Genomic DNA, 24,541 nt, shown 5'->3' with positions numbered 1-24,541 from the left:
GCGCGGTGTTCGACCAGGAGGACGGATCTCGCGGGCGTGCCTCCCGGCCCGTCGGGCTCGCAGGGGCGCGAGAACCCGGCGTACGAACGCGGAGAGCGCGCCTCTGTCCCCCGCGACAGGCCACGCGCCATCATGCGGGACATGGATCCCACACAGGACAAAGCAGGCTCCGCGGGCGGTTCGGGCCTGCCCGCGCTGCCGGAGGACTGGCAGCGATGTCTCGCCGTGGCCGCGCACCCGGACGACATCGAGTACGGCACCGCGTGTGCCGTGGCGCGGTGGACGGCACAGGGCAAGGAGGTCAGCTATCTCCTGGCGACCCGGGGAGAGGCCGGCATCGACGGCCTGCACCCGGACCGGGCCGCACCGCTGCGCGAGGCCGAGGAGCGGGCCGGTGCCCTGCGCGTCGGTGTCGAGACGGTCGAGTTCCTCGATCATCGCGACGGCGTCGTCGAGTACGGGCTCGGGCTCCGCCGGGAGATCGTGCGCGCGATGCGCCGCCACCGGCCGGAGATCGTGGTGTCCGGCGCGTTCACGGTGCGGATGATCGGCGGCATCACCAATCAGGCGGACCACCGGGCCGTGGGCCTGGCCGCCCTCGACGCGGCACGCGATGCGGGAAATCGCTGGATCTTCCCCGAACTCGCCGACGAAGGTCTGGAACCCTGGAACGGCATCCGGATGGTGTGCTTCGCCGGACCGGAACAGCCCACCCACGGCGTCGACGTCACCGGCGAACCCCTCGAACGCGGCATCGCCTCGCTGGAGGCGCACGCCGAGTACACCAAGGCCCTGGGTGCGGGCGCCTTCGAACCGCGCCCGTTCCTCACCTGGGCGGCCGGCATGGGCGGATCCGCGCTCGGCGTCGAATCCGCCGTCCTCTTCGACGTCCACCAACTCGTCCCCGACGGCCCGCCGCCCTGGGTCTGAGCCCCGACAGAGCCGCCTCTCCCCGGGCCGGGCCGGGATCAGCATCCGGGACCGGCCCGGGTACAGCGACCGGGGACGGTCCCGGGCGCAGCCACCCCCGGGCCGGCCGCCGCGCGCGACCCGCCCGGGTGCGTCGGCACGCCGCCCCGACGGCTTTCCGCCGCCGAGCATCAGGAAGGCCGACACGGCCGGGGCGCAACTTTGACCAGATCGTGGCGATCGGCGGAGGAGCGGCTCATAGGCTGTGCGCGAGTGATCACCGTCGAACCGGAGGAGCGAACGTGACACCACGCCCGCAAGAGGCCGCACGACGCACAACCGTCCTTCGCCGCGAAGCCGTTGTCGCGGCCGTCCCCGTCGCCCTCGCCGCGCTGCTGACCGCCGCAGGACCGGCCACGGCGGCCGGAACCGTGGGCTCCGCCGGCGCGGGAGACCCGTACTTCCCCCTCTCGGGCAACGGCGGCTACGACGTCCACCACTACGACCTGACGCTGGGTTACGACCCGAAGAGCGGACACCTCGACGGCAAGGCGGTCATCACCGCCCGGGCCACCCAGCGGCTGACCCGCTTCGACCTCGACCTCAACGGGCTGAAGGTCACCGGCATCACCGTCGACCACGCCAAGGCGGCCTTCACGCGCGACGGCCAGGAGCTCGTCGTCACCCCGCACAAGGCTCTGCGCAAGGGCCAGGAGTTCCGCGTCACCGTCACCTATTCCGGTAAGCCCAAGCCGGTGACCGACCCCGACGGTTCCCTCGACGGGTGGATCCCCACGGACGACGGCGCGTTCGTGGCCGGTGAACCCCAGGGCGCGATGACGTGGTTCCCCGCCAACAGCCACCCCACGGACAAGGCGTCGTACGACTTCACGCTGACCGTACCCAAGGGCCGGACCGCCGTCGCGAACGGTGTCCTGCTCGGCCGGAGGACCGCCCACGGACAGACCACTTTCCGCTGGCGGCAGTCCGAGCCGATGGCGGCCTACCTCGCCACGGCGACCGTCGGCACCTTCAAGGTCGAGCAGTACACCACCCGCGACGGCCTCAAGGTCTACAACGCGGTGGACCCCCGCGAGGCGACCGCCGCCGCGCCGGTCCTGAAGAAGCTGCCGTCCGTCCTGGCCTGGGAGAGCAAGCTCTTCGGCCCCTACCCGTTCCGGGCCGCCGGAGCCATCGTCGACCGCGCGCCGCAGGTCGGCTACGCCCTGGAGACCCAGACACGGCCCGTGTACGACTCCGCGCCGGACCTGGACACCCTCGTCCACGAGAGCGCCCACCAGTGGTTCGGTGACTCCGTCACCCTGACCAAGTGGAAGGACATCTGGCTGAACGAGGGCTTCGCCACGTACGCCGAGTGGCTCTACAACGAGCAGCACGGCGGCAAGAGCGCGCAGCAGACCTTCGACTCGCTCTACGCCACCCCCGCGGGCAAGGACCTGTGGGCGTTCCCGCCCGCCGATCCCGGCAGCGGCGAGCACATCTTCGAGACGCCGGTCTACGCCCGCGGGGCCATGACCCTGCACAAACTGCGCACGGCCGTCGGCGATCCCGCGTTCTTCCGCATCCTGCGCTCCTGGGCCGCCGGCCACCGCGGCGGGCACGGCACGACGGCCCAGTTCATCAAGCTCTCCGAGCGGGAGTCCGGCAAGGACCTCTCGGGTCTCTTCCACACGTGGCTCTTCACGGCGGGCAAGCCCGCCTCTCCCTGAGGCGGGCCTGCCCGGTGCGGCTGCGGTACGGCTCAGGCCGGCCGCAGCCACACCGTCGCGAGCGGCGGCAGCGTCAGCTCGATGCTCGTGGGACGGCCGTGCATGCCGATCGCCTCGGCCTTCACCGGCTCGGAGTTGGCGATGTCGCTTCCGCCGTAGCGAAGGGCGTCGGTGTTGAGGACTTCGTGCCAGGCGGGGATGTCCTCGGGGACGCCGAGGCGGTAGTTGTGGCGGACGGCGGGGGAGAAGTGGGAGACGGCGAGCAGGGGGGTGCCGTCGGCGGCGTGGCGCAGGAAGGCGAAGACGTTGTCGTCGGCGGCGTCCCCGGCGACCCAGGTGAAGCCGGACGGATCGGTGTCGCGTTCCCACAGCGCGGGTTCGCCACGGTAGAGGGTGTTGAGGTCGCGGACGAGATCCTGGACCCCGCGGTGGTCGGCCTCGGCGCCGTAGGCGGGGTCCAGCAGCCACCAGTCGGGGCCGTGGGCTTCCTTCCACTCGCCTCCCTGGGCGAACTCCTGGCCCATGAAGAGGAGTTGCTTGCCGGGGTGGGCCCACATGAAGGCGAGGTAGGCGCGGAGGTTGGCGCGCTGCTGCCACCAGTCACCCGGCATCTTGGAGACGAGTGACTGCTTGCCGTGCACGACCTCGTCGTGGGAGATCGGCAGGACGTAGTTCTCGCTGTAGGCGTACATCATCGAGAACGTCATCTCGTTGTGGTGGTACTTGCGGTGGATCGGCTCGTGCTGGATGTACTCGAGCGAGTCGTGCATCCAGCCCATGTTCCACTTGAGGCCGAAGCCGAGACCCCCGTCGGAGGTCGGACGGGTGACGCCGTCCCAGGCGGTGGACTCCTCGGCGATGGTGACCACGCCGGGATTGCGGCGGTACACCGTCGCGTTCATCTCCTGGAGGAACGCCACGGCGTCGGGATTGTCCCGCCCGCCGTGTTCGTTGGGGGCCCACTGGCCCTCTTCGCGGGAGTAGTCGAGGTAGAGCATGGAGGCCACGGCGTCGACGCGCAGGCCGTCGATGTGGAACTCCTCGCACCAGTAGGTGGCGTTGGCGACGAGGAAGTTGCGGACCTCGCGCCGGCCGTAGTCGAACTCGAGGGTGCCCCAGTCGGGGTGGTCGGCGCGCCTCGGGTCGGCGTGTTCGTAGAGCGGACGGCCGTCGAACTCCGCGAGGGCCCAGTCGTCGCGCGGGAAGTGGGCGGGTACCCAGTCCATGAGGACGCCGACACCGGCGCGGTGGAGGGCGTCGACGAGGAACTTGAAGTCGTCGGGGGTGCCCAGACGTGCGGTGGGTGCGTAGAACCCGGTGATCTGGTAGCCCCAGGAGCCACCGAAGGGGTGCTCGGCGACGGGCATGAGCTGGACGTGGGTGAAGCCGAGGTCGGTGGCGTAGGCGGGGAGCTGGTCGGCCAGTTGACGGTAGGTCAGACCCGGGCGCCAGGACGGCAGATGCACCTCGTACACGGAGAACGCCGCCTCGTGCAGCGGCCGGCGCTTCGCCCGCTCCTTCATCCACTTCGAGTCCTGCCAGGTGTACGACGACCGTGTCACGACCGACGAGGTCGCCGGAGGCACCTCGGTGCGGCGGGCCATCGGGTCGGCGCGCAGGGTGCGGGATCCGTCGGGGCGCGTGATGTCGAACTTGTAGAGCGCCCCCTCACCCATGCCGGGCAGGAACACCTCCCACACACCGGACGACCCGAGTGAACGCATCGGGAACCCGGCGGCGCCGTCCCAGTGGCAGAAGTCCCCGCAGACCCGGACCCCTTGCGCGTTCGGGGCCCACACGGTGAAGCGGGTGCCCTCGACACCCTCGTGGGTCATCGGCTCGGCGCCGAGCGCCCGCCACAGCTCCTCGTGCCGGCCCTCGCCGATCAGATGCAGGTCCAGATCGGCGAGCGCGGGCAGGAACCGGTAGGGGTCCTCGGAAGCGAACTCGGTGCCGTCGTACGTCACCAGCAGGGTGTACGCGGGAATCGCGTCGAGCGGCAGCACGGCCCCGAAGAGCCCGTCGCCCAGGTCGTCCAGCGCCGTGCGCTGTCCGTCCACCAGCACCGCCACGCCCTGGGCGTACGGCCGGAGCGCCCGGAACACCACGCCGCCCGGCACCGGATGCGCACCCAGCAGCGCGTGCGGATCGTGATGGGCGCCGGCCAGAAGGCGCCCCCGATCCATGGGGTCCAGCGCGGCGTGCTGCGCCGACGGGGAGACGGGCTTGGCCCGTCGTACGCGGGTGGATGCGGTGCGGGTCACGGCTTGGGCCTCTCGCAGTGGGGGTGTTGAGGGTGGTCAGGGGGAGTGATGAGCAGTGGGTCGGTGGTCAGGGGCAGGCGGCGAGCCGGCCGACCGCCGCCATGGGTACCGGAAGCCAGTCGGGACGGTGCCGTGCCTCGTAGAGCACTTCGTACACGGCACGGTCCGTCTCGTACGCGCGCAGCAGTTCGGGTTCCTCGCGCGGGTCCCACGCCGCCGCGGCCGCGTAGCCGGCGCAGAAGGCCTCGCGGCAGCGCTGCGCCCACTCGGGACGCCACGGCTGACGGGAGCGGGCCGCGTAGTCGAAGGAACGCAGCATGCCCGCGACATCGCGCACGGGGGACTGCACACGCCGGCGTTCGCTGATCGGACGGGCCGGCTCGCCCTCGAAGTCGATCACCGACCACCGCTGCCCGGCCCGCAGGACCTGGCCGAGATGGAGATCGCCGTGGATGCGCTGGGCCGGGCGGACCGTCGCGTCCAGCGCGGCGAGCGCGTCGAAGGCCGACCGCAACCCGGCCGCGTGAGGGCGGAGTTCGGGAACGGAACGGACCGCGGCGTCGAGGCGCTCGTGCATCGCGTCCGCGAGCCGCTTGTTCCGGTACGGGCTCGGCGCGTCCACGGGGAGCGCCGTGGCCAGGGCGAGATGCACCTCGGCGGTGGCACGGCCCAGTTCGTACGCCTCCCCGGTGAAGTCCTTCTCGGAACCGAGGGATTCGAGTGCCAGGGTCCATCCGTCGGCGGCGTCCCGAAGGTAGGGCTGGAGGACGCCGAGGGTCGCTTCCTGCGGCTCCGAGGTCCGGAACCACGCGGCGGGCGCGGGGACCCGGGTGCAGCCCTGCCGGGCCAGCGCTCGCGGCACTTCCAGGTCGGGGTTGATGCCGGGCTGGACGCGCCGGAAGACCTTCAGTATGAACGCGTCGCCGTACACCAGCGATGAGTTGGACTGCTCGGCGTCGAGGAGACGCGGCGTCAGACCGCCCGGTACCGTCACCCGCGGATCGCGGTCGAAACGCAGGGGTCCCGCCGTGCCGGACCGGCGCAGACGCTCCAGGAGCAGCCCCGTCGCCTTCGGGTCGTGAAAGGCGTCGTACACGGTCAGGTCGGCCAGCGGGCCGGCGCTCGCCCGGCCGATGAAGGCGTGGGCGAGACGCGGCGGCAGGACTTCCCTGACGCCGAGGAGCAGTTGGTAGCAGTCCTCGGGCGGGGGAGCGCCGGATCCGCCGTGGGCCGGCGGGCCGAGGTGTTCGGTGCGGACCAGCAGATGCAGACACCCCGGGTACAGCTCGGTCGACGAGACGAGCGTCAGATCCGTCACGGGCCGGCCCTTGCCGGCGAACCAGCGCTGCCGCGGCAACCAGTCGCGCAGCAGCTCGGCCAGCGAGGTCAGCAGCGGAGCGGGACCGAGTCCGCTCGGACGGTGCAGAGCGGTCTTCGCCATGGCGACACGTCCTTTCAGAGGCGGGCGGGCTGTCGAGGGGCACGTGTTCACGGACGCCTCGTGGTGCCGGGCCCGACCGAGGGGCGGAGCCGGAACCAGTAGAAGCCGTGTCCGGCGAGGGTCAGCAGATACGGCAGTTCGCCGATGGCCGGGAAGCGCACGCCGCCGATCAGCTCGACCGGATGTCTGCCGTCGTAGGCACGCAGGTCGAGTTCGGTAGGCTGCGCGAAACGGGAGAAATTGTGCACGCACAGCACGAGGTCGTCCTGGTATTCGCGCAGGAAGGCGATGACGGCGGGGTTGGAGGAGGGGAGTTCGGTGTAGGAGCCGAGTCCGAAGGCTTTGTTCTGTTTGCGGATCTCGATCATGCGGCGGGTCCAGTGCAGCAGCGAGGAGGGCGACGACATGGACGCCTCGACGTTGGTGACCTGGTAGCCGTAGACGGGGTCCATGATCGTGGGCAGGAAGAGGCGGCCGGGGTCGCTGGAGGAGAATCCGGCGTTGCGGTCGGGGGTCCACTGCATGGGGGTGCGGACGGCGTCGCGGTCGCCGAGCCAGATGTTGTCGCCCATGCCGATCTCGTCGCCGTAGTAGAGGATCGGTGAGCCGGGCAGGGACAGCAGCAGGGCGGTGAAGAGTTCGATCTGGTTGCGGTCGTTGTCCAGCAGTGGGGCGAGGCGGCGGCGGATGCCGATGTTGGCGCGCATGCGCGGGTCTTTGGCGTATTCCGCGTACATGTAGTCGCGTTCTTCGTCGGTGACCATTTCGAGGGTGAGCTCGTCGTGGTTGCGCAGGAAGATGCCCCATTGGCAGTTCGACGGGATCGCGGGGGTCTTGGCGAGGATTTCGGAGACGGGGTAGCGGGACTCGCGGCGGACGGCCATGAAGATGCGGGGCATGACGGGGAAGTGGAACGCCATGTGGCATTCGTCGCCGCCGGAGGGGAAGTCGCCGAAGTAGTCGACGACGTCCTCGGGCCATTGGTTCGCCTCGGCCAGCAGCACCGTGTCCGGATAGTGCGTGTCGATGTCGGCCCGCACCCGCTTCAGGAACTCATGGGTGGCGGGGAGGTTCTCGCAGTTCGTCCCCTCCACTTGGTAGAGGTAGGGGACCGCGTCGAGCCGGAACCCGTCGATGCCGAGATCGAGCCAGAACCGCAGGGCAGCCAGGATGTCCTCCTGGACGGCGGGGTTCTCGTAGTTGAGGTCGGGCTGGTGGGAGAAGAAGCGGTGCCAGTAGTACTGCTTGCGGACCGGGTCGAAGGTCCAGTTGGAGGCCTCGGTGTCGACGAAGATGATCCGGGCGTCCTGGTACTGCTTGTCGTCGTCGGCCCATACGTAGTAGTCGCCGTAGGGTCCGTCGGGGTGGGTGCGGGACTCCTGGAACCACGGGTGCTGGTCGCTGGTGTGGTTCATGACGAAGTCGATGATGACGCGCATGCCGCGCTGGTGGGCGGCGTCGACGAACTCGACGAAGTCGGCGAGGTCGCCGAACTCGGGGAGGACGGCGGTGTAGTCGGAGACGTCGTAGCCGCCGTCGCGGAGCGGTGACTTGAAGAACGGGGGCAGCCACAGGCAGTCGACGCCGAGCCATTGGAGGTAGTCGAGCTTGGCGGTCAGGCCCTTGAGGTCGCCGATGCCGTCGCCGTTGCTGTCCTGGAAGGAGCGGACCAGGACCTCGTAGAAGACGGCGCGTTTGAACCACTCGGGATCGCGGTCCTTGGCCGGGGTGTCCTCGAACGTATCCGGGACGGGCTCATTGACCATCATGCGGGGGACCCTCCGATCCGCGGTGCCGGGCCGACAGTGAGCACATGTGCACCGCCCGGACCCAGGCGCACAAAGTTGGACCTGCCCCAGTTGTAGGTCTCGCCGGTGAGTTCGTCGCGCACCGGCACGCGCGCGTCCTCGCTCAGAGCGAGTCGCGGCATGTCCAAGGACACTGTGGCTTGTTGGGTGTGGCGGGGGTCCAGGTTCGCCACGACCACCACCGTGTCGTCACCCGAACGCTTGCTGTACGCGATCACGGCGTCGTTGTCGGTCCGGTGGAAGCACAGGTTCCGCAGTTCGTGCAGGGCTCCGTGATCCCGCCTGATCCGGTTCAGCCGGGTGATCAGCGGGACGATCGTGCGGCCTTCGCGCTCGGCGGCCTCCCAGTCGCGCGGGCGCAGCTGGTACTTCTCGGAGTGCAGGTAGTCCTCGCTGCCCGCCTCGGCCGGGGTGTTCTCGCACAGCTCGAATCCGGCGTAGATCCCCCAGGCCGGCGAGAGGGTGGCGGCGAGCACCGCGCGCAGTTCGAAGGCGGGCCGGCCGCCCTGCTGGAGGTGGCCGGGAAGGATGTCGGGGGTGTTGACGAAGAAGTTGGGCCGCATGCAGGCGGCCGCCTCGCCGGACAGTTCGGTGAGGTACTCCGTCAGTTCCTGCTTGGTGTTGCGCCAGGTGAAGTACGTGTACGACTGCTGGAAGCCCACCTCGGCGAGCCGTCGCATGATCGCCGGGCGGGTGAACGCCTCGGCGAGGAAGATCACGTCGGGGTCGGTCCCGTTGATCTCCGCGATGACCTGTTCCCAGAAGACGACCGGTTTGGTGTGCGGGTTGTCGACGCGGAAGATCCGGACACCGTGGTCCATCCAGAAGCGCAGCACCCGTACGGTCTCGCGGACCAGGCCCGGCATGTCCTTGTCGAAGGCGATGGGGTAGATGTCCTGGTACTTCTTCGGCGGGTTCTCGGCGTAGGCGATCGTGCCGTCGGGGCGGTGGTGGAACCACTCGGGGTGCTTCTCCACCCAGGGGTGGTCGGGGGAGCACTGGAGGGCGAAGTCGAGGGCGATCTCCAGCTTCAGGGAGGCGGCCCGGCGGACGAAGGCGTCGAAGTCCTCGAGGGTGCCCAGGTCGGGGTGGATCGCGTCGTGGCCGCCCTCGGGGGAGCCGATGGCCCAGGGCACGCCGACGTCCTCGGGCGTGGCGGACAGGGTGTTGTCCGGTCCCTTGCGGTAGGTGGTGCCGATGGGGTGGATCGGCGGGAGGTAGACGACGTCGAAGCCCATCTCCGCGATCGCGGGAAGGCGTTCGGCGGCGGTACGGAAGGTGCCGTGCGCGGGCGGATCCAGCTGCCCGCTCTCCGAACGCGGGAAGAACTCGTACCAGGCGCCGTACAGCGCCCGCTCCCGCTCCACCAGCAGCGGCAACGGGAGGGAGCGGGTGAGCCGTTCGCGCAGGGGATGCTCCGCGAGAACGGCGTCCACCTCCGGGGCCAGGGCCGCCGCGAGCCGGTCTGCCGGAGACCGGGAGTCGTCGCGCAGGGCGTCGGCGGTGCCCAGCACCGTGTCCCGGTCGGCGGCCTCGGGTACGGAGGAGGCGGCCCGTTCGTACAGCAGGGCGCCCTCCTCCAGGACGAGGCCGACGTCGATCCCGGCCGGGATCTTGACCTCGGCGGCGCGCCGCCACCCGGTCACCGGGTCGCTCCACGCCTCCACCAGATAGGTCCACCGGCCCGCCTCCGACGGAGTGACACGGGCACCCCAGCGGTCGGTTCCCGGGGCGAGTTCACGCATCGGCGTCCACGGGCCGGGGCGGCCGTCCGGATCACGCAGGACGACATTGGCGCCGACCACGTCGTGGCCCTCGCCGAAGACGGTGGCGGTGACCTGGAAGGTCTCGCCGACGACCGCTTTCGCGGGCCGTCTGCCGCATTCCACGACCGGCCGCACATCCATGACGGGGATACGGCCGGTGTCCGTGCTCGCGTCCATGCGTTTCGCCTCCGCGGTTCTGGGCCCGACTCGTCGTTGCCGCCAAAGGCCCTTTCGTTGCGGTCCTCGGGACCGTCGTTCAGATCCGTTCGGATCCCTGCCGGAGCGTCCTGTCCGTTCAGATCCGTGCCGGAACGTCCTGCAGATAGACCTCGGCGGCGTTCGCCGCCTCCCGCGCGCACCGCTTCCCCATCAGGACGCACAGGGTGTATCCGGTGTTCTCGAAGTTCCCCCGCACCACGTGGTCGGTGGGAGTCGCGAGAAGCAGGCGTTCCCACGCCCGGTAGCGCTCCAGATGCCTGGCGACCTCGGCTTTGGCAGGCAGCAGCATCACGCTGGTCACCTTCCCGATCTCTCGACCGCGGACGGCTCGCCTGGCCGGCGAGTGAGGGCCGTACGCGAAGGGGAGCCGACCCGTCACGGACCGACACCCTCACTCATGGTGCCTGTACCGCGACCGAGCGTCTTGTTGGTTCTTCAACAACATTGAGGGAGCCCTCGTGTTGCACGAATGGAGTAGCCCTCTCACTCTGGAGGTGACTCAGGAGCGATCAGTGCTCACGCTTCGTACTCGGGGCTCGGTCCCGCAGGGGGCGAGGAGGAGCGAGGGCACCGCCGGTGAGGAGCGAACGACGATGAAAGCCGCAGTTCCCTGCTACTACCACCTCGACGTGGAGCTCAGCCCGGAAAAGGTCGGACAGGTCAAGCGCATCGTGGCCGCCCACCTCCGGTACTGGAACCTGGAGAATCTCGTCGAGTCCGTCTGCCACTGTGCGGAAGCGCTGCTCCGCACCATCGAGCAGCACTCCGCGGACAAGAACACGACCATCGAGATGTGGTGGAACGGTCAGCACCTCATCGCCGCCGTCTCGGACAACAGCCTGGACATCCGCCCGCACAAGGAGCCGCAGGGATGTCTCGCCCAGATCGCCGCCCTGAGCGACGGCTGGGGCTGCTGTGCCACGGACGTCGGCGGCAAGATCATCTGGTTCTCCTGGAGGGCCCGCGCCGCCGAACACGCCCCGCTGGACCCGCCCGTGCCCGCGCCCAGCCTGCGCGAGGCGCGCCGGACGCCCCGGTACACGGTGCTGCCGGAACCCGTGCTCGCCGGGTCCCGCGACGAGAGCGAGGCGGTGCCCGCCCGCGGGTGATCCCGTCAGGACACGCGCCCGTGATCCTCGTACGGTGATCACGTGCACATCTGGAACGGGCGCCCCTTCCCGCTGGGGGCGACATACGACGGCGAAGGAACCAACTTCGCCCTGTTCACCGAAGTCGCCGAGCGCGTCGATCTCGTTCTGATCGACGCGCTCGGCGACGTCCGGACGGTCCCGCTCACCGAGGTCGACGGCTTCGTGTGGCACTGCTATCTCCCGGGCGTCGGCCCCGGGCAGCGCTACGGCTACCGGGTACACGGTCCCTGGGACCCGGCGGCCGGTCACCGGTGCAATCCGGCGAAACTGCTGCTCGACCCCTACGCCACGGCCGTCGACGGGCAGGCCGACAACGACCCCTCCCTCTTCGAGCGCGACCCGGGCGGACCTTCCTCGGCCGACAGCGCGGGGCACACCCTGCTCGGCGTGGTCACCGATCCCGCCTTCGACTGGGGTGACGACCGGCCGCCGCTGCGCCCCTACGCCGAGACGGTGATCTACGAGGCCCATGTGCGCGGTCTGACCCGTACGCACCCGGAGGTGCCCGCCGAACTCCGCGGCACCTACGCGGGCCTCGCCCACCCCGCGGTCCTCGGGCATCTGACGTCGCTCGGGGTGACGGCGGTCGAGCTGATGCCCGTGCACCAGTTCGTCCAGGACGGCTTCCTGCGTGACCGGGGCCTGTCGAACCACTGGGGCTACAACACGATCGGCTTCTTCGCGCCGCACAACGCGTACGCGGCCCACGGGACGCGGGGTGAGCAGGTCGCCGAGTTCAAGTCGATGGTCAAGGCGCTGCACGCGGCCGGCCTCGAAGTGATCCTCGACGTCGTCTACAACCACACCGCCGAAGGCAACGAGAACGGCCCCACGCTCTCCTTCCGCGGTATCGACAACGCCTCCTACTACCGCCTGGTGGAAGGCGATCCGGCGCACTACTACGACACCACCGGCACTGGGAACAGCCTGCTGATGCGGCACCCCAACGTGCTCCAGCTGATCATGGACTCGCTGCGGTACTGGGTCACCGAGATGCACGTCGACGGGTTCCGCTTCGACCTCGCGGCCACCCTGGCCCGCCAGTTCCACGAGGTGGACCGGCTCTCGGCCTTCTTCGACCTCATCCAGCAGGACCCGGTGGTCGGCCGCGTCAAACTCATCGCCGAGCCCTGGGACGTGGGCGACGGCGGCTACCAGGTCGGCAACTTCCCGCCCCTGTGGTCGGAGTGGAACGGCAAGTACCGTGATTCCGTACGGGACTTCTGGCGCTCCGGTGATCACACCCTCGCCGAGTTCGCCTCCCGGCTGACCGGCTCCTCCGACCTCTACCAGCACGACCGCAGACGACCGCGCGCCAGCATCAACTTCGTCACCGCGCACGACGGATTCACCCTGCGCGACCTCGTCTCCTACAACGACAAGCACAACGAGGCCAACGGAGAGGACAACCGGGACGGCGAGAGCGTCAACCGGTCCTGGAACTGCGGGGCGGAAGGCGCCACCGACGACGAGGGAGTACTGGAACTGCGCGCTCGCCAGCAGCGCAACTTCCTCGCCACCCTGCTGCTTTCCCAGGGCATCCCGATGCTCTCCCACGGCGACGAACTGGGCCGCACCCAGCGGGGCAACAACAACGCCTACTGCCAGGACAACGACGTCTCCTGGATCGACTGGCGACCGAGCGACGAGCAGCGCGAACTCCTGGAGTTCACCCGGGGTGTCGTCGCGCTGCGCGCCGCCCATCCCGTACTGCGCCGCCGGCGTTTCTTCCTCGGCGACACCACCACGCACGAACACCAGCCCCTGCCCGACCTGGTGTGGCTGCGCCCGGACGCCGTGGAGATGACGGACGACGACTGGAGGCGCCCCTGCGCCCACGCGGTCGCGGTCTTCCTCAACGGCGACGCGATCGCCGAGCCCGACCCCTACGGCGCCCCCGTGCTCGACGACTCCTTCCTCCTGCTGCTCAACAGCTACTGGGAGCCGGTCGTCTTCCGCCTCCCCGGCACGACGTACGGCGAGCGGTGGACGGCGCGGATCGACACGGCCGATCCCCAGGGCGTCCCGGACGAGTCGGAACGCAAGGCCGACACGGACATCCGGGTCGAGCCCCGCAGCCTCGTCCTGCTGTCCAGGCCGCACCGAAACGGCCCTGCCGGTAAGTGAGTTCACCGGCGCCGCACCCTCCAGGGCGCCGCGTGCCAGAATTGTGCCGTGGATCGGGGGATGCTCGAAAGAGATCTTGAGCTTGCCCGACTGGCTGCCGCGGCGCGGGAGGCGGCCGACGGCGCCGGGTCCGTGGTGCTCGTCTTCGGTGAGGCCGGCATCGGCAAGTCCAGCCTGGTCAAGGCCCTGCCCAAGGTGCTGCCCGGTGAGGCGCGCGTTCTTCTCGGGGAGTGCGACGACCTCGCGACGCGACGCCCGCTCGGACCGTTCCGCGACCTCGTCGGCGGTGTCGGCGCGGAACTGGCCAGGGCGCTCACCGAGGGTGGTGACCGTCATCGGGTGTACGACGCACTGCGCGCCGAGCTGAGAACGGCGCCGCATCCTGTCGTACTCGTCGTCGAGGACGTGCACTGGGCCGACGAGGCGTCGTTGGACGCCCTGCGCTTCCTCGTCCGCCGGGTGGAGCGGCTCCCGGCGGTGCTCGTCCTGACGTACCGCGACGACGAGCTGGACCGCGAACACCCGCTGCGCCATCTGCTCGGCCAGGTGTCCCGGGCCGAGCGCGTGCACCGGCTGCCGCTCGAGCGGCTCTCCGCGGCGGCGGTCCACCGGCTGAGCGCGGCCAGCGAACTGGATCCCGCCGAGGTGTACGACGTCACCTCGGGCAACCCGTTCTTCGTCGCCGAGGTGGTGGCCGCCGGGGGCACCGGGGGAGTGCCACCGACGGTCGTCGACGCCGTGCTGGCCCGGCTCCGGGGACTGGACGACGGCACGCGGGACGCGCTGGAGCAGCTGGCGGTGGTGCCGTCCGCCGTCGAACGCCCCTTGGCCGACGTGCTGTTGCCGGACGGGATGGCCGCTCTGGCAGCCGCCGAACAACGCGGCCTTCTCGTTGTCACCCCTCAACGGACTTATTTCCGACACGAGTTGATACGCCGTGCGGTAGTCGACTCGCTGCCCGCCTCTCGACGGATCGAACTCAACCGGGAGGTGCTCGCCGTGCTCGTCGCCACGCCGGGCTCCGATGCCTCCCGGATCGTCCACCACGCGGCGGAGGCGGGCGACGCCGAGGCCGTCGCACGCTACGGTCCGGGTGCCGCCGATGACGCCTCCCGAGCGGGCGCCCACCGCGAGGCGGCCGCCCATCTGCGGCTCGTGCTGGAACGGAGCGAGCTCTTCGGACCGGCCGAACGGGCCGCTCTCCTGGAGCGGTACGCCATCGAGAGCTACACCGTCGCGGACTCCGCGGCCGCCCTGCGCGCCGAACGGGAGGCGGTCGCCCTGCGCAGGTCGCTCGGGGACGCCCGGGCGCTCGGCGCCGACCTGCGCTGGCTCTCGCGCATCCACTGGTGGGCCGGGGACGCCGGGGAGGCGCGTGCCGCCGCGCGGGAGGCCATCAGCGTCCTGGAGGACGCGGGCGACGACCGGCTCCTGGCACTCGCCCTCAGCAACACCTCCCAGCTGCACATGCTGTCCGACCGGCACACGCAGGCCGTCGCCTTCGGCGAGCGCGCCATCGAACTCGCCCGCCGGGCCGAGGACGTGGAGATCCTCGCCCACGCCCTCAACAACGTCGGCACCGCCCGCTGGCGGGCCGGAGACCCGCTGGGCCGGGCCCAGTTGGAGGAAAGCCTCAAGGTGGCCCTCGGGGCCGGCGAGGTCGAGCACGCCTGCCGGGCGTACGCCAACATCATCTGGTCCCTGCTGGAGAACCTCGAGTACGCCGAGGCGGACCGCTTCCTCGCCCCGGCCATGGAACTGGCCGACCGCGCCGAACACCTAGGCTTCCTCAGCTACCTGAACGTCGAGCTGGCGCTGCGCCGCTTCGCCGCCGGTTCATGGGAGGAGGCCGAGAAGTACGCCGAGCTGGGCGCTCACGACTTCGTGCCCGCCCGCTGCCCCGCGCTGACCGTGCTGGCCCGGGTGCGGGTGCGCCGCGGCACCGGTGGCGCGGACGAACTGCTCGCGCAGGCCGGGGAGATCGCCGAGCGTAGCCGGGAGCTCCAGCGCACCGCTCCGGTGGCGGCGGCCCGGGCCGAGTCGGCCTGGCTGCGCGGTGAACCCGGCGCCGTCGTCGAGGCGGCCGGGCCGGTGTTCGAGGAGGCCTGCCGGCTGTCCGCGGTCACCTATCGCGCAGAACTGGGCTATTGGCTCACCAAGGCAGGGCAGTCCGTTCCCGCGGACTCGTCCGGCCATCCGTACGCGCTCCAGGCCGCGGGCGGCCTGCGGGCGGCGGCACTTGCCTGGAAGGCCGCCGGGTGCCCGTACGAGCATGCCGCCGCGCTCGCCGAGAGCCCCGACCCGGACGACAAGCTCGCGGCCCTCGCCGTGCTGGACGCCCTCGGTGCGGGGCCGCTCGCCCGGCTGGTCCGCGCGGAGCTGCGGGCGCTGGGGCTGCGCCGGATACCGCGCGGCCCGCTCGCGGTGACCCGGGAGAACCCCGCCGGTCTCACCGAACGGCAGGTCCAGGTCATCCGGCTGCTGGCACAGGGGCTGACCAATGGCGAGATCGCCGAACGGCTGGTCGTCTCGGTGCGCACGGTCGACCACCATGTCTCGGCCGTCCTCGACAAGCTCGGCGTGCCCACCCGCCGGCAGGCCGCCGTCCGTGCCGGGGAGCTGGGTCTGCTGCCCGGCCGTGAGGCGTAGGCGGACACGTGGGCGGAAACCTAGGCAGTCCGGGTCGCCGAGCTGGGTGACGGACACGGATGTAGGCTGGTGCTGAATCGGGCTAGAACGGGCACATCGGACCCATCGGAGGGGACCGGCCAAGGGCCCGCACACCGGAACCTGGAGCGGTCGCCAGATACGGGGATGCACATGTCCATCTCACCGGTACAAGCGGCACGTCAGGAACTGTCCGGGTTCAAGGGGCAGCTGATCGGCCCGGAGGACTCCGGGTACGACGAGGCCCGTACCGTCTACAACGCCATGATCGATCGGCGGCCCGCCCTGGTGGCGCTCTGCGCCGATCCGGAGGACGTCGCCCTGGTCGTCGGCTTCGCCCGCGACCACGGTCTCCCGCTCGCTGTGCGCGGCGGCGGCCACCACGGGGCCGGCCTGAGCGTCTGCGACGACGGTGTGGTCCTCGACCTCTCCCTTCTCAAGGACATCGAGGTCGATCCGGCCGCCCGCACGGTCCGCGTCGGCGGCGGCTGTCTCCTGGGCGAGGTCGACCGCGCCACCCACGAGCACGGCCTGGCCACACCGAGCGGCATCATCTCCACCACGGGGGTCGGCGGCATCACCCTCGGCGGCGGCCTCGGTCATCTCACCCGCAAGTGCGGGCTGGCCATCGACAACCTGCTGGAGGCCGAACTGGTCCTGGCGAACGGTGAACGCGTACGGGCCAACGCCGACGAGAACACCGATCTCTACTGGGCGATCCGCGGCGGTGGCGGCAACTTCGGTGTCGTCACCTCGTTCGTGTTCCGGCTGCACGAGGTGAGCACGGTCGTCGCGGGGCCCACCTTCTGGCCCGTCGAACTCGGCGCCGAAGTGCTGGCCGCCTACCGCGACTTCATCCTGCACGCGCCTCGCGAGCTGGGCGGCTTCTTCCTCTTCGGCTCGGTCCCGCCGGGACCGCCGTTCCCGGAAGAGATCCACTTGCAGAAGGTCTGCGGTGTGGTGTGGTGCCGTATCGGCGACGACACGGACGCGGCGGCCAGGGACATGGCACCGCTGCTCGACGCCCTGCCCGCGCCGCTGCTGCACGGCCCCGCGCCGATGCCGCATCCCGCGATCCAGTCCGCGTTCGACGGCGTCTACCCGCCCGGCGACCAGTGGTACTGGCGAGCGGACTTCGTGGACGAGATCCCCGGTGAGGCCGTCGACCTGCACGCCAAGTTCGGTGCCGAGCTGCCGACCTGGAAGTCGACGATGCACATGTATCCCATCGACGGCGCCGTCCACGACCACGCTCCGACGGACACCGCCTGGAGCTATCGCGACTCCAACTGGGCCTCGGTCTTCGCCGGTGTGGACTCCGACCCGGCCAACGCCGACGTCATCAAGCGGTGGAGCGTCGACTACTCCGACGCGCTCCACCCGTACTCCGCGGGCGGCGCGTACGTCAACATGATGATGGACCAGGGCCAGGAGAGCGTCCGGGCCAGCTATCGCGACAACTACGCCCGCCTGGCACGGGTGAAGGCCGACCGTGACCCGGCCAACCTGTTCCGCCTCAACCAGAACATCGAGCCGGCGTCATCCGGCTGAGGGACGGGGCGGGTCCGTTCACGGCTTGCGGGCCACGCCTCCGTGGACGTCCGTGGGCTCGGGCGAGGTACCGGGCTCCGGACGCCACAGCGGGCAGGACACGATGCCGGGCTCGACCAATTCGAGGCCCTCGTAGTACGCGCCGATCTGGTCGGGGCTGCGCAGCACGTAGGGGATCGCGCCCGTGTCGTCGTAGCCCTGCTGGGCCTCCTTGAGCGCCGCGTCGGTGTCCGTGCTGTCGTAGTGCACGAAGTAGCTGCCCGGGGGCAGGGCCCCCTGGAGTCGCCGGACGATCGACTTGGCCTCCTCGTAGTCCTGGATGTGGCCGAGGATGCCCATGAGCATCAGGGCGACGGGCCGCGAGAAGTCGAGAATCCGGGACGCCGTCTCGATGATCTTCTCGGGCTCGTGCAGATCCGCGTCGATGTAGTCCGTGACGCCCTCGGGAGTGCTCGTCAGCAGCGCCTGGGCGTGGCGCAGCACCAGCGGGTCGTTGTCCACGTAGACGATGCGGGACTCGGGTGCCACGCGCTGGGCGACCTGGTGGGTGTTGTCGTACGTGGGCAGACCGGTGCCGATGTCGAGGAACTGGCGGATGCCGAGCTCGCCGGCCACGAAGGTGACGGTACGGATCAGGTAGTCGCGCGAGGCCCGGGCCATGGTCTCGATGTTCGGGGCGACTTCGCGGTAGGCGTCACCGGCCACCCGGTCCACCTCGTAGTTGTCCTTCCCGCCCATCCAGTAGTTCCAGATGCGGGCGGAGTGCGGGACCGTGGTGTCGATCTTGGACAACGCGTCCTGGTCGGGGGCGGGTCGGCCGTCTGCCATGAGAGTTCTCCCTGCCGTGCGTCACGCGGTCGGATCTCTAACCTATCGTCAACATACGTACACATAAGCCGAGTTGCTGGATCGTCGAGATCGGAGCCGGGAGGGGGCGGTCCGGTTCCGCGGTGTCGAGGGTGATGACGGGGATGTGCTGGGCCAGGGTGCGCAGCACGCGTTCGTAGGCGGCGACCGCCTCGGTGTCGTCCGTCGCGCCCGTCACATGGACCAGCGCGCCCTCGCGTTCGGCCACCGCCTCCGCGAAGTCGAGCGCCTGGATCCAGGTCACCCGCGACCGTCCGCGGCGCAGCGGTCCGTAGACCAGCTCGTGGACGAGCCCGCCGTCGACGGCCAACCGGCCCGGCGCGGAAAGGAGTTCGCGGTACGGCTGGGTGGGATCCACGTGATGGAGGGGCTCGCAGGAGCGGCGGATCATGAACTGATGACGGGTCAGCTCGGCGAGCAGGGCGCTTCTGTCGAGACCGTCGGGGCCCTCCACGACGAGGGTCCGGCACCGCGTGAGGGCCGTGTGGAGGATCATGCCCGTACCTCCTCCCTCCGGGACGACCGGCCTGCCCAGTGTGGGGGGACAACCCGCACGGCGGGAGTGTGCGTGCGGGTTGTCCGGCTGTTGGGGCGTAGTGGCGCCCGCGCGGGAGTCGCGGCGCCTCCTGCGTTCAGGCGATCAGGAAGTCCGCCTGCCCGGATTTGGCGCCCTCGATGAACGCGATCATCTCCTCGCGGGAGTAGACCAGCGCGGGCCCCTCGGGGTCTCGTGACTGGCGGAGGGCGACGCTCCCGTCGGGAAGCCGTTTGGCCTCGACGCAACTTCCGCCGTTGGTGCCGCTCCAGGGCTTGTGCCAGCCCTCGGTTCCCAGATCGACCGCGGACGTGCCGCTGTGCACGGATCCCATGGATCACAACTCCTTACGCAGTTCACCCAGGATGGCCCTGGTCCGAGCGACCGGCTCCGCCTGCACGGACATCCGGTCCAGTACTTCGAGATAGCTGACGACGTCGTCGGGCCGGTCGACGTAGACCGCGCCGACCAGGCTCTCCGTGTAGACGATGTCGGGGAGTTCGGAGAAGCCGAAGCGGAAGTGGTGGAACGGGCCGAACGCGCCCGGATGGGCGCCCACGCCGAAGCGCATGATCTGGATCCGGACCTTCGGCATGTCCAGGACCTCGTTCAGCCGGTCGAACTGGGCCCGCATCACCGCGGGCCCGCCCACCGGCCGGCGCAGCACCGTCTCGTCCAGGATCGCCCAGACGGCCGGTGCCTCCGATTTGGCGAGCAGGTCCTGACGCTTCACCCGCAGAGCGACGCGGCGCGCGACGTCGTCCTCCGACTCGTTGGGAAAGCCGACGCGCATCAGCGCGGTGGCGTAGTCGTGGGTCTGCAACAGGCCCGGAACGTAGTGGGGTTCGTAGAGGCGGATGACGCTGGCTTCGCTCTCCAGGCTCACGTAGGCGCTGAACCACTCCGGCAGGACATCGCGGTACTTGTACCACCAGCCCGGCTGATTGGCCTCCCTGGCCAAGGCGAGGAAGTCGTCGACCTCCGTCGCCGGGACGCCATAGGCGCGGAGCAACTCCCTGACGTACGGGATGCGGAGTCCGACCTCGGCCTTCTCGATCCTGCGGACCGTCAGAGGCGTGACCTCGATGGCGCGTGCCGCCTCCTCGAAGGACACTCCCGCCCGTTCCCGCAGGTGCCTCAGCCGTTTCCCGAGAACCATCCGCAGGACGGTCGGCGCGCTGCCGCCAGAGCGGTTCTCGCTCACGTCCTACCTCCCGGTAACGGCCGTCACAGCGTGCAGTGTGCCACGCGGTGGATGACAGTGACAGAGCGTCGCGGTTCGTTCTGAAATTATCAGAACGCAGGTTGCACGGGGAGTCCGCGAGCGACCATAGTGATCGAGTGACCTGTCGCACATTCGGCGACGATCACGCCTAACTGTGCTCGTTCGTACCGGAGTTGATGTCTCGGCAGGTATGGGTCAGGGCGCAGCCGCACGATGATGTGAGGCGATTCGGGGATGGCCACCGTGACCGACGGGCAAGCGAGGAACACCGGCAAAACCCCCGGCGAGGGCAATCGGGTCCTGGCCGCCGCACTCAAGGAAGCCGGTTGCTCCTACGCCTCCCTCGCGCTGCGGGTCAATGAGCTGGGGCGCCGCCAGGGCGCGGATTCCCACTATGACAAGGCGTCGGTCACCCGCTGGCTCCAGGGCCAGCAACCGCGGGGCAGTACACCGGAGTTGATCGCCACCGTGTTGTCCGAGCGGCTCGGCCGCGCGGTGTCTCCCGCGGACCTCGGTTTCCACTCCGAACACCAGCGCCCGGTCACGAGCAGGGCGCTCGTCTACGGCGAGGATGTCGCGGAGACCCTTCACACCCTGGCGGAACTGGGCTCCACCGACATCTCCCGCCGCAGCCTCCTCGGCGCGGTCCCCTTCGTCGCGGCGGCCCTGACGAACCCGCAACGCGAGTGGCTGCTCTGGCTGTTGGAGCATCAGGACGCGGTGTCCTCCAGCCTGGCCGTGAGCGGCGGCCCGGTCGAGCAGGTGCACGCGATGATCGCCGTGTTCGACCAGATGGACAACCACTACGGAGGCGGCGGAGTCCGCACCAGCATCGTGCACTACCTGTCCACCGAGGTCGTCCCCATGCTCCAGCAGCGCGGCACACCGGCCCGGCAGCGCCGCCAGCTGTTCGCGGCCGCCGCGCGGCTCGCCGCGATGGCAGGCTGGAGCTCGTACGACGCGGGGGAGTACGGCCTCGCCCAGCGCTACATGACACAGGGGCTGCGGCTCTGCGCCGAGGGCCGTGACCGGGTGCTGGGCGGCCAGATCCTCGCGGGGCTCTCCCACCTCGCCACCAACCTCGGGCGCCCCGACGAGGGCGTGGCACTGGCACGCGCCGGAATCGTCACCGCGCAGGGGGCCGGCAGCCCCCTCGGGCTGATGCGGCTGTACGCCATGTCGGCGCGCGGACACGCCGCGCAGGGCCGCCCCGACGACGCCTCCGAGGCGCTGCGGCTGGCGGAGCGGCAGCTGGAGGCGAGCAAGGGGGCCGCGCAGGAGTCGGTGTGGGTCCGCTATCTCGACAGCCACTACCTCCAGGCCGAGTCCGCCCTGTGCTTCCGCGACCTGGGGCTCGCCCGTCAGGCCGAGCGCACGGCGAGCGAGTCGCTCGGCTCGGGCGCCGACCGGCGCAGGCGCCAGGCCATCAGCCGCTCCGTACTGGCGACCGCGCACCTCCAGCAGGACCGCCTGGACGAGGCGGTGGGCACCGCGACGCTTGCTCTCGAAACCCTCGGTGCCGTCCACAGCGAACGCTCCGTCCAGGCCCTGCGCGATTTCCGCAGGCGTCTCGAACCCCGTCGCGGCGAGCCGGTCGTGCAGGAATTCGAGCGCAGGTCCCGCGGTGTCCTCGGGACGGCGGCATGAGCGGCGGGGGAGTCGCCGACGGGGCGGGCGCCGTGTCATGACCGGGAGCGGCGCCGCCGATCCGCCGCGGGGCTCAGTACCCGTCGGGGGAAGGGGCGTTCTGGGCCCGGTCGACCGGGAGGTGCGCGCCGGAGATCCCGCTCGACCAGTCCGACAGCAGGAACGCCACGACCCGGGCGACCTCCTGCGGCGCGACCGGCGCACCGCCCGGCAGCTCCGCGGCCACGAAGCGGGCGAAGGCCTCGGGTTCCTCCCGGCGCATCCGGTCCCAGCGCCTGCCGGGGATCAGCATGGAACCGGGGGAGACCGCGTTCACGCGGATCCCGTCCGGCCCGAGCTCGCGGGCCAGCGACGCGGCCAGTTGGATCTGCGCGGACTTCGCGACCGAGTACTGCGCGGGCGGGCCCGGCTTCCAGCCGGAGATCGAGGAGATCACCACGACGGAGCCGCCGCCCGCAGCCCGCAGATGCGGGACCGCGGCCCGCACCAGCCGCGCCGCGTGAGCGACGTTCACCGCCCAGGTGGCCGCCCAGTCCTCGGTGGTGGCCTGCTCGAAGGCGCCTCCGCGCGAACCGCCCGTGCAGGCGACCACGCCGTCCAGGCCGCCGAAACGATTCGTCGTGTCCGTGACGAATTCCTCCAGCCGTCCGGGCCCGGTGACATCGAGGGGCCGGGTGAACAGACCGGGGCTCGTCGCGGCGGCCAGCGTTTCCAGATCGCGCGCGGTCCGGGCGCAGGTGGCCACCCGTACGCCCTCGGCGCACAGCAGCCGCACGATCTGCTCGCCGAGTCCGCGTGTACCGCCGGTGACCAGCACGCGTTTTCCGCGCAGCCCGGGCCAGCCGGTGTCACCGTCAAGGGGTGCCGTCGCCGGGCCCCCGCTCCCGTTCCTCACAAGATCGAACATACATCCCACACCACTACGTGCCTGCAACCGGACAACCCGAATACCCCCTGGTCGCCGAGGCAGTCCGACCTGTTGGCTGCACGGGCAGCCACCGAGACAGCCTCCCCACGCGCTGCACCCGAAGGAGGACCGATGACGGCATCCAGGGCACAGCGCCGCGGGCCGTGGCCCTCACCGGACCCCGGGATTTCGGTGTCGCGGCACGAGACGGGGGCGGCGGAGCAGGGGGTGCGCACGGCGGGCGGCCACGCGGGTCCCGCCCGGCCCGCCGATGCGACCGGAACCACGGCACCGACATCGTCCGCGCCACCCGCTTCTCCAGCGACTTCTCCGCCGTCCTCGGCCCCCGGCCGTCATGGGGGTTCCGCGCAGTCCGAGACCCCGGGCCGTGCCGCGGTTCCCGGGTCGCCCGGAGTCTCCGCCTTTCCGGCAGGTTCCGTGCCGCCCCAGGAACCCGACCGTCCCGCGGGCTCCGCGTCGACCGAGGCCTCGGTCCTTCCCGCCGGCCGCGCTCCGTCCCCGGCCGCCGGCCGCGCCGCGGGTTCCGTACCGCACGCGGCCCCCGCCCTGCCCGTGGATCCCACGCCCTCCGCCACCACCGTGCCTCTGGCCGCCCCCGCGATCCGGGTACCCGGGTCCCACTTGGCGCGCACCACCGTCCCGGCCCACCCCTCGCGGGCGTCCGGAGTACGGGACCTGGTCGCCGGGCACCTCAGACGCCTGCGGCTGCCCGCCGAGTGCGTCGACGACGCGGTTCTCGCGACCGACGAGCTCTTCGTCAACGCCCTCGAGCACGGCAGCCCGGACCGCGGCGACACCGTCACCGTCACCGTCGAGTGCGGCCCGCGCGAGCTGCGGGTGTCCGTCGCCGACCGTTCGTCCGCCCTGCCCGGAGCGCGTACGGCCGCCGGGGCCGAGGAATCGGGACGAGGACTGGCGATCGTCGCCGCGCTGACCGACGACTGGGGCGTCGCTCCGGCCGACCCGGGCACCAGGGGCAAGAAGGTGTGGTTCTCGATGGTGCTCCAGGGGGAGCCATGAAGGTCTCCCCGGGACACCTGGCCAGGGAGGCCGAGGCGCACCCCGGGGGCCGCGGTGCCGCGCCGATGGTCCCGGGACTCGCGACGGCCCTCGCGGCGGAGCTGGTCCGCCGGGCCGACCAGGAGCGGAGCCTGATGCGACAGGCGCGCGATCATCCCGCCGGACCATGGCGAGACACTCTCGCCGCGTGCCGCGCGGGCAACGCCGAAGCGCTCGGGACGATCGTCCGACGGCACGGCTGGCCGACCGTCGACCGGGTCGGCGCACCCGCCTCGACGGCGGCCCTGATGATCCTGCTGCACGCGCCCGACCTCTCCCTGCAGCTGAGCTGCCGTGACCTGATCGCCCAGGCCGCGGCCGACGGGCGCTGCCCCGCCGTGCACCACGCCTACATCGCCGACCACTGCGCCGTGGAACTGGGCCGGCCGCAGTTCTACGGCACGCGCGTCGATCCCGTCACCCTGCGCCCGTACCCCGTCCGCCTGTCGGGGACCGTCGACGAGCGCCGTCGTGATGTCGGCCTGGGTCCCCTGGACGAACAGCTGCGGCTCCTGCGCGACGACGCCTGACACGTATGGGGAACGTGATGTACAGCACGCGCGGAAATGCCCCTTACGGGCCCGCGGGAAGGTTCTGGCTGGGCACGGCTTGATCGCCGATCAAGAAAGGGGAAATCCCTGGCCACG

18 protein-coding genes and 1 pseudogene are annotated in these 24,541 nt (G+C 70.8%); 9 read left to right on the top strand and 10 right to left on the bottom strand.

Annotated elements, in window-relative coordinates; all coding sequences use genetic code 11:
- The first annotated feature begins 141 nt into the window (after window positions 1–141).
- Together OG788_RS05045 and OG788_RS05040 are read left to right on the top strand one after the other, a co-directional pair.
- Window positions 142–930, top strand: coding sequence for a PIG-L deacetylase family protein (locus OG788_RS05045; protein ID WP_406369272.1), 789 nt, complete (start codon window positions 142–144; stop codon window positions 928–930).
- Between the two features lie 281 nt (window positions 931–1,211).
- Window positions 1,212–2,639 (top strand): M1 family metallopeptidase, encoded by a 1,428-nt coding sequence (locus OG788_RS05040; RefSeq protein WP_406369271.1) that lies wholly within the window; start codon window positions 1,212–1,214, stop codon window positions 2,637–2,639.
- Between the two features lie 32 nt (window positions 2,640–2,671).
- Here the strand turns inward: OG788_RS05040 and glgB are convergent, their stop codons facing one another.
- From glgB to OG788_RS05015, 5 genes and pseudogenes are all read right to left on the bottom strand, one after another.
- Window positions 2,672–4,903, bottom strand: coding sequence for a 1,4-alpha-glucan branching enzyme (gene glgB / locus OG788_RS05035; protein WP_406369270.1), 2,232 nt, complete (start codon window positions 4,901–4,903; stop codon window positions 2,672–2,674).
- 67 nt (window positions 4,904–4,970) lie between these two features.
- Window positions 4,971–6,344 carry a maltokinase N-terminal cap-like domain-containing protein gene (locus OG788_RS05030; RefSeq protein ID WP_351554011.1) on the bottom strand — a complete coding sequence of 458 codons (1,374 nt, stop codon included), beginning with the start codon at window positions 6,342–6,344 and terminating at the stop codon, window positions 4,971–4,973.
- Window positions 6,345–6,391: 47 nt separating this feature from the next.
- Window positions 6,392–8,113 carry a maltose alpha-D-glucosyltransferase gene (treS, locus tag OG788_RS05025; RefSeq protein ID WP_406369269.1) on the bottom strand — a complete coding sequence of 574 codons (1,722 nt, stop codon included), beginning with the start codon at window positions 8,111–8,113 and terminating at the stop codon, window positions 6,392–6,394.
- Window positions 8,110–10,095: an alpha-1,4-glucan--maltose-1-phosphate maltosyltransferase gene (locus tag OG788_RS05020; protein WP_406369268.1), complete on the bottom strand. Its 1,986-nt coding sequence runs from the start codon at window positions 10,093–10,095 to the stop codon at window positions 8,110–8,112. The genes treS and OG788_RS05020 overlap by 4 nt, the downstream gene beginning before the upstream one ends.
- A 139-nt stretch (window positions 10,096–10,234) precedes the next feature.
- A pseudogene (locus tag OG788_RS05015) lies at window positions 10,235–10,426 on the bottom strand (DUF5133 domain-containing protein); the annotation flags it as partial.
- Between the two features lie 304 nt (window positions 10,427–10,730).
- On the opposite strand from OG788_RS05015, the gene OG788_RS05010 reads away from it, so the two are divergent.
- From OG788_RS05010 to OG788_RS04995, 4 genes are all read left to right on the top strand, one after another.
- Complete coding sequence (locus OG788_RS05010; protein WP_351557667.1) at window positions 10,731–11,246, top strand: pep a2; 516 nt, start codon at window positions 10,731–10,733, stop codon at window positions 11,244–11,246.
- 48 nt (window positions 11,247–11,294) lie between these two features.
- Window positions 11,295–13,415: a glycogen debranching protein GlgX gene (gene glgX, locus OG788_RS05005; RefSeq protein ID WP_406376670.1), complete on the top strand. Its 2,121-nt coding sequence runs from the start codon at window positions 11,295–11,297 to the stop codon at window positions 13,413–13,415.
- Between the two features lie 60 nt (window positions 13,416–13,475).
- The gene (locus tag OG788_RS05000) at window positions 13,476–16,064 is read left to right on the top strand and encodes an ATP-binding protein (protein ID WP_406369267.1); all 2,589 of its coding nucleotides are present in this window, start codon (window positions 13,476–13,478) and stop codon (window positions 16,062–16,064) included.
- A gap of 171 nt (window positions 16,065–16,235) precedes the next feature.
- The gene (locus OG788_RS04995) at window positions 16,236–17,633 is read left to right on the top strand and encodes an FAD-binding oxidoreductase (protein WP_406369266.1); all 1,398 of its coding nucleotides are present in this window, start codon (window positions 16,236–16,238) and stop codon (window positions 17,631–17,633) included.
- 18 nt (window positions 17,634–17,651) lie between these two features.
- Here OG788_RS04995 and OG788_RS04990 read toward each other — a convergent pair whose 3' ends face one another.
- The 4 genes from OG788_RS04990 to OG788_RS04975 all read right to left on the bottom strand — a co-directional run bounded on the left by OG788_RS04990 (window position 17,652) and on the right by OG788_RS04975 (window position 20,239).
- Entirely contained in the window at window positions 17,652–18,461 is an 810-nt protein-coding gene (locus tag OG788_RS04990) for an SAM-dependent methyltransferase (protein WP_406369265.1), read from the bottom strand.
- Window positions 18,462–18,498: 37 nt separating this feature from the next.
- Window positions 18,499–18,996, bottom strand: a complete 498-nt coding sequence (locus OG788_RS04985) for a hypothetical protein (protein WP_406369264.1) — start codon at window positions 18,994–18,996, stop codon at window positions 18,499–18,501.
- A 136-nt stretch (window positions 18,997–19,132) separates the two neighbouring features.
- Window positions 19,133–19,369 carry a DUF397 domain-containing protein gene (locus tag OG788_RS04980; protein WP_351552476.1) on the bottom strand — a complete coding sequence of 79 codons (237 nt, stop codon included), beginning with the start codon at window positions 19,367–19,369 and terminating at the stop codon, window positions 19,133–19,135.
- A gap of 3 nt (window positions 19,370–19,372) precedes the next feature.
- On the bottom strand, window positions 19,373–20,239 hold the full coding sequence (locus OG788_RS04975) for a helix-turn-helix domain-containing protein (protein ID WP_406369263.1): 867 nt from the start codon (window positions 20,237–20,239) through the stop codon (window positions 19,373–19,375).
- A gap of 255 nt (window positions 20,240–20,494) precedes the next feature.
- Here OG788_RS04975 and OG788_RS04970 point away from each other — a divergent pair, with 255 nt between their 5' ends.
- Window positions 20,495–21,907, top strand: a complete 1,413-nt coding sequence (locus tag OG788_RS04970) for a hypothetical protein (RefSeq protein WP_406369262.1) — start codon at window positions 20,495–20,497, stop codon at window positions 21,905–21,907.
- Between the two features lie 73 nt (window positions 21,908–21,980).
- Here the strand turns inward: OG788_RS04970 and OG788_RS04965 are convergent, their stop codons facing one another.
- Window positions 21,981–22,814 (bottom strand): SDR family NAD(P)-dependent oxidoreductase, encoded by an 834-nt coding sequence (locus OG788_RS04965; protein WP_406369261.1) that lies wholly within the window; start codon window positions 22,812–22,814, stop codon window positions 21,981–21,983.
- Window positions 22,815–23,252: 438 nt separating this feature from the next.
- On the opposite strand from OG788_RS04965, the gene OG788_RS04960 reads away from it, so the two are divergent.
- Window positions 23,253–23,855 (top strand): ATP-binding protein, encoded by a 603-nt coding sequence (locus OG788_RS04960; RefSeq protein ID WP_406369260.1) that lies wholly within the window; start codon window positions 23,253–23,255, stop codon window positions 23,853–23,855.
- The gene (locus OG788_RS04955) at window positions 23,852–24,424 is read left to right on the top strand and encodes a DUF6624 domain-containing protein (protein WP_406369259.1); all 573 of its coding nucleotides are present in this window, start codon (window positions 23,852–23,854) and stop codon (window positions 24,422–24,424) included. The genes OG788_RS04960 and OG788_RS04955 overlap by 4 nt, the downstream gene beginning before the upstream one ends.
- Window positions 24,425–24,541 lie beyond the last annotated feature (117 nt).

It is taken from the genome of Streptomyces sp. NBC_00647 (genome assembly GCF_045207245.1).
Taxonomy (GTDB): Bacteria; Actinomycetota; Actinomycetes; order Streptomycetales; family Streptomycetaceae; genus Streptomyces.
This window is presented reverse-complemented; position numbering and strand designations above follow the sequence as displayed.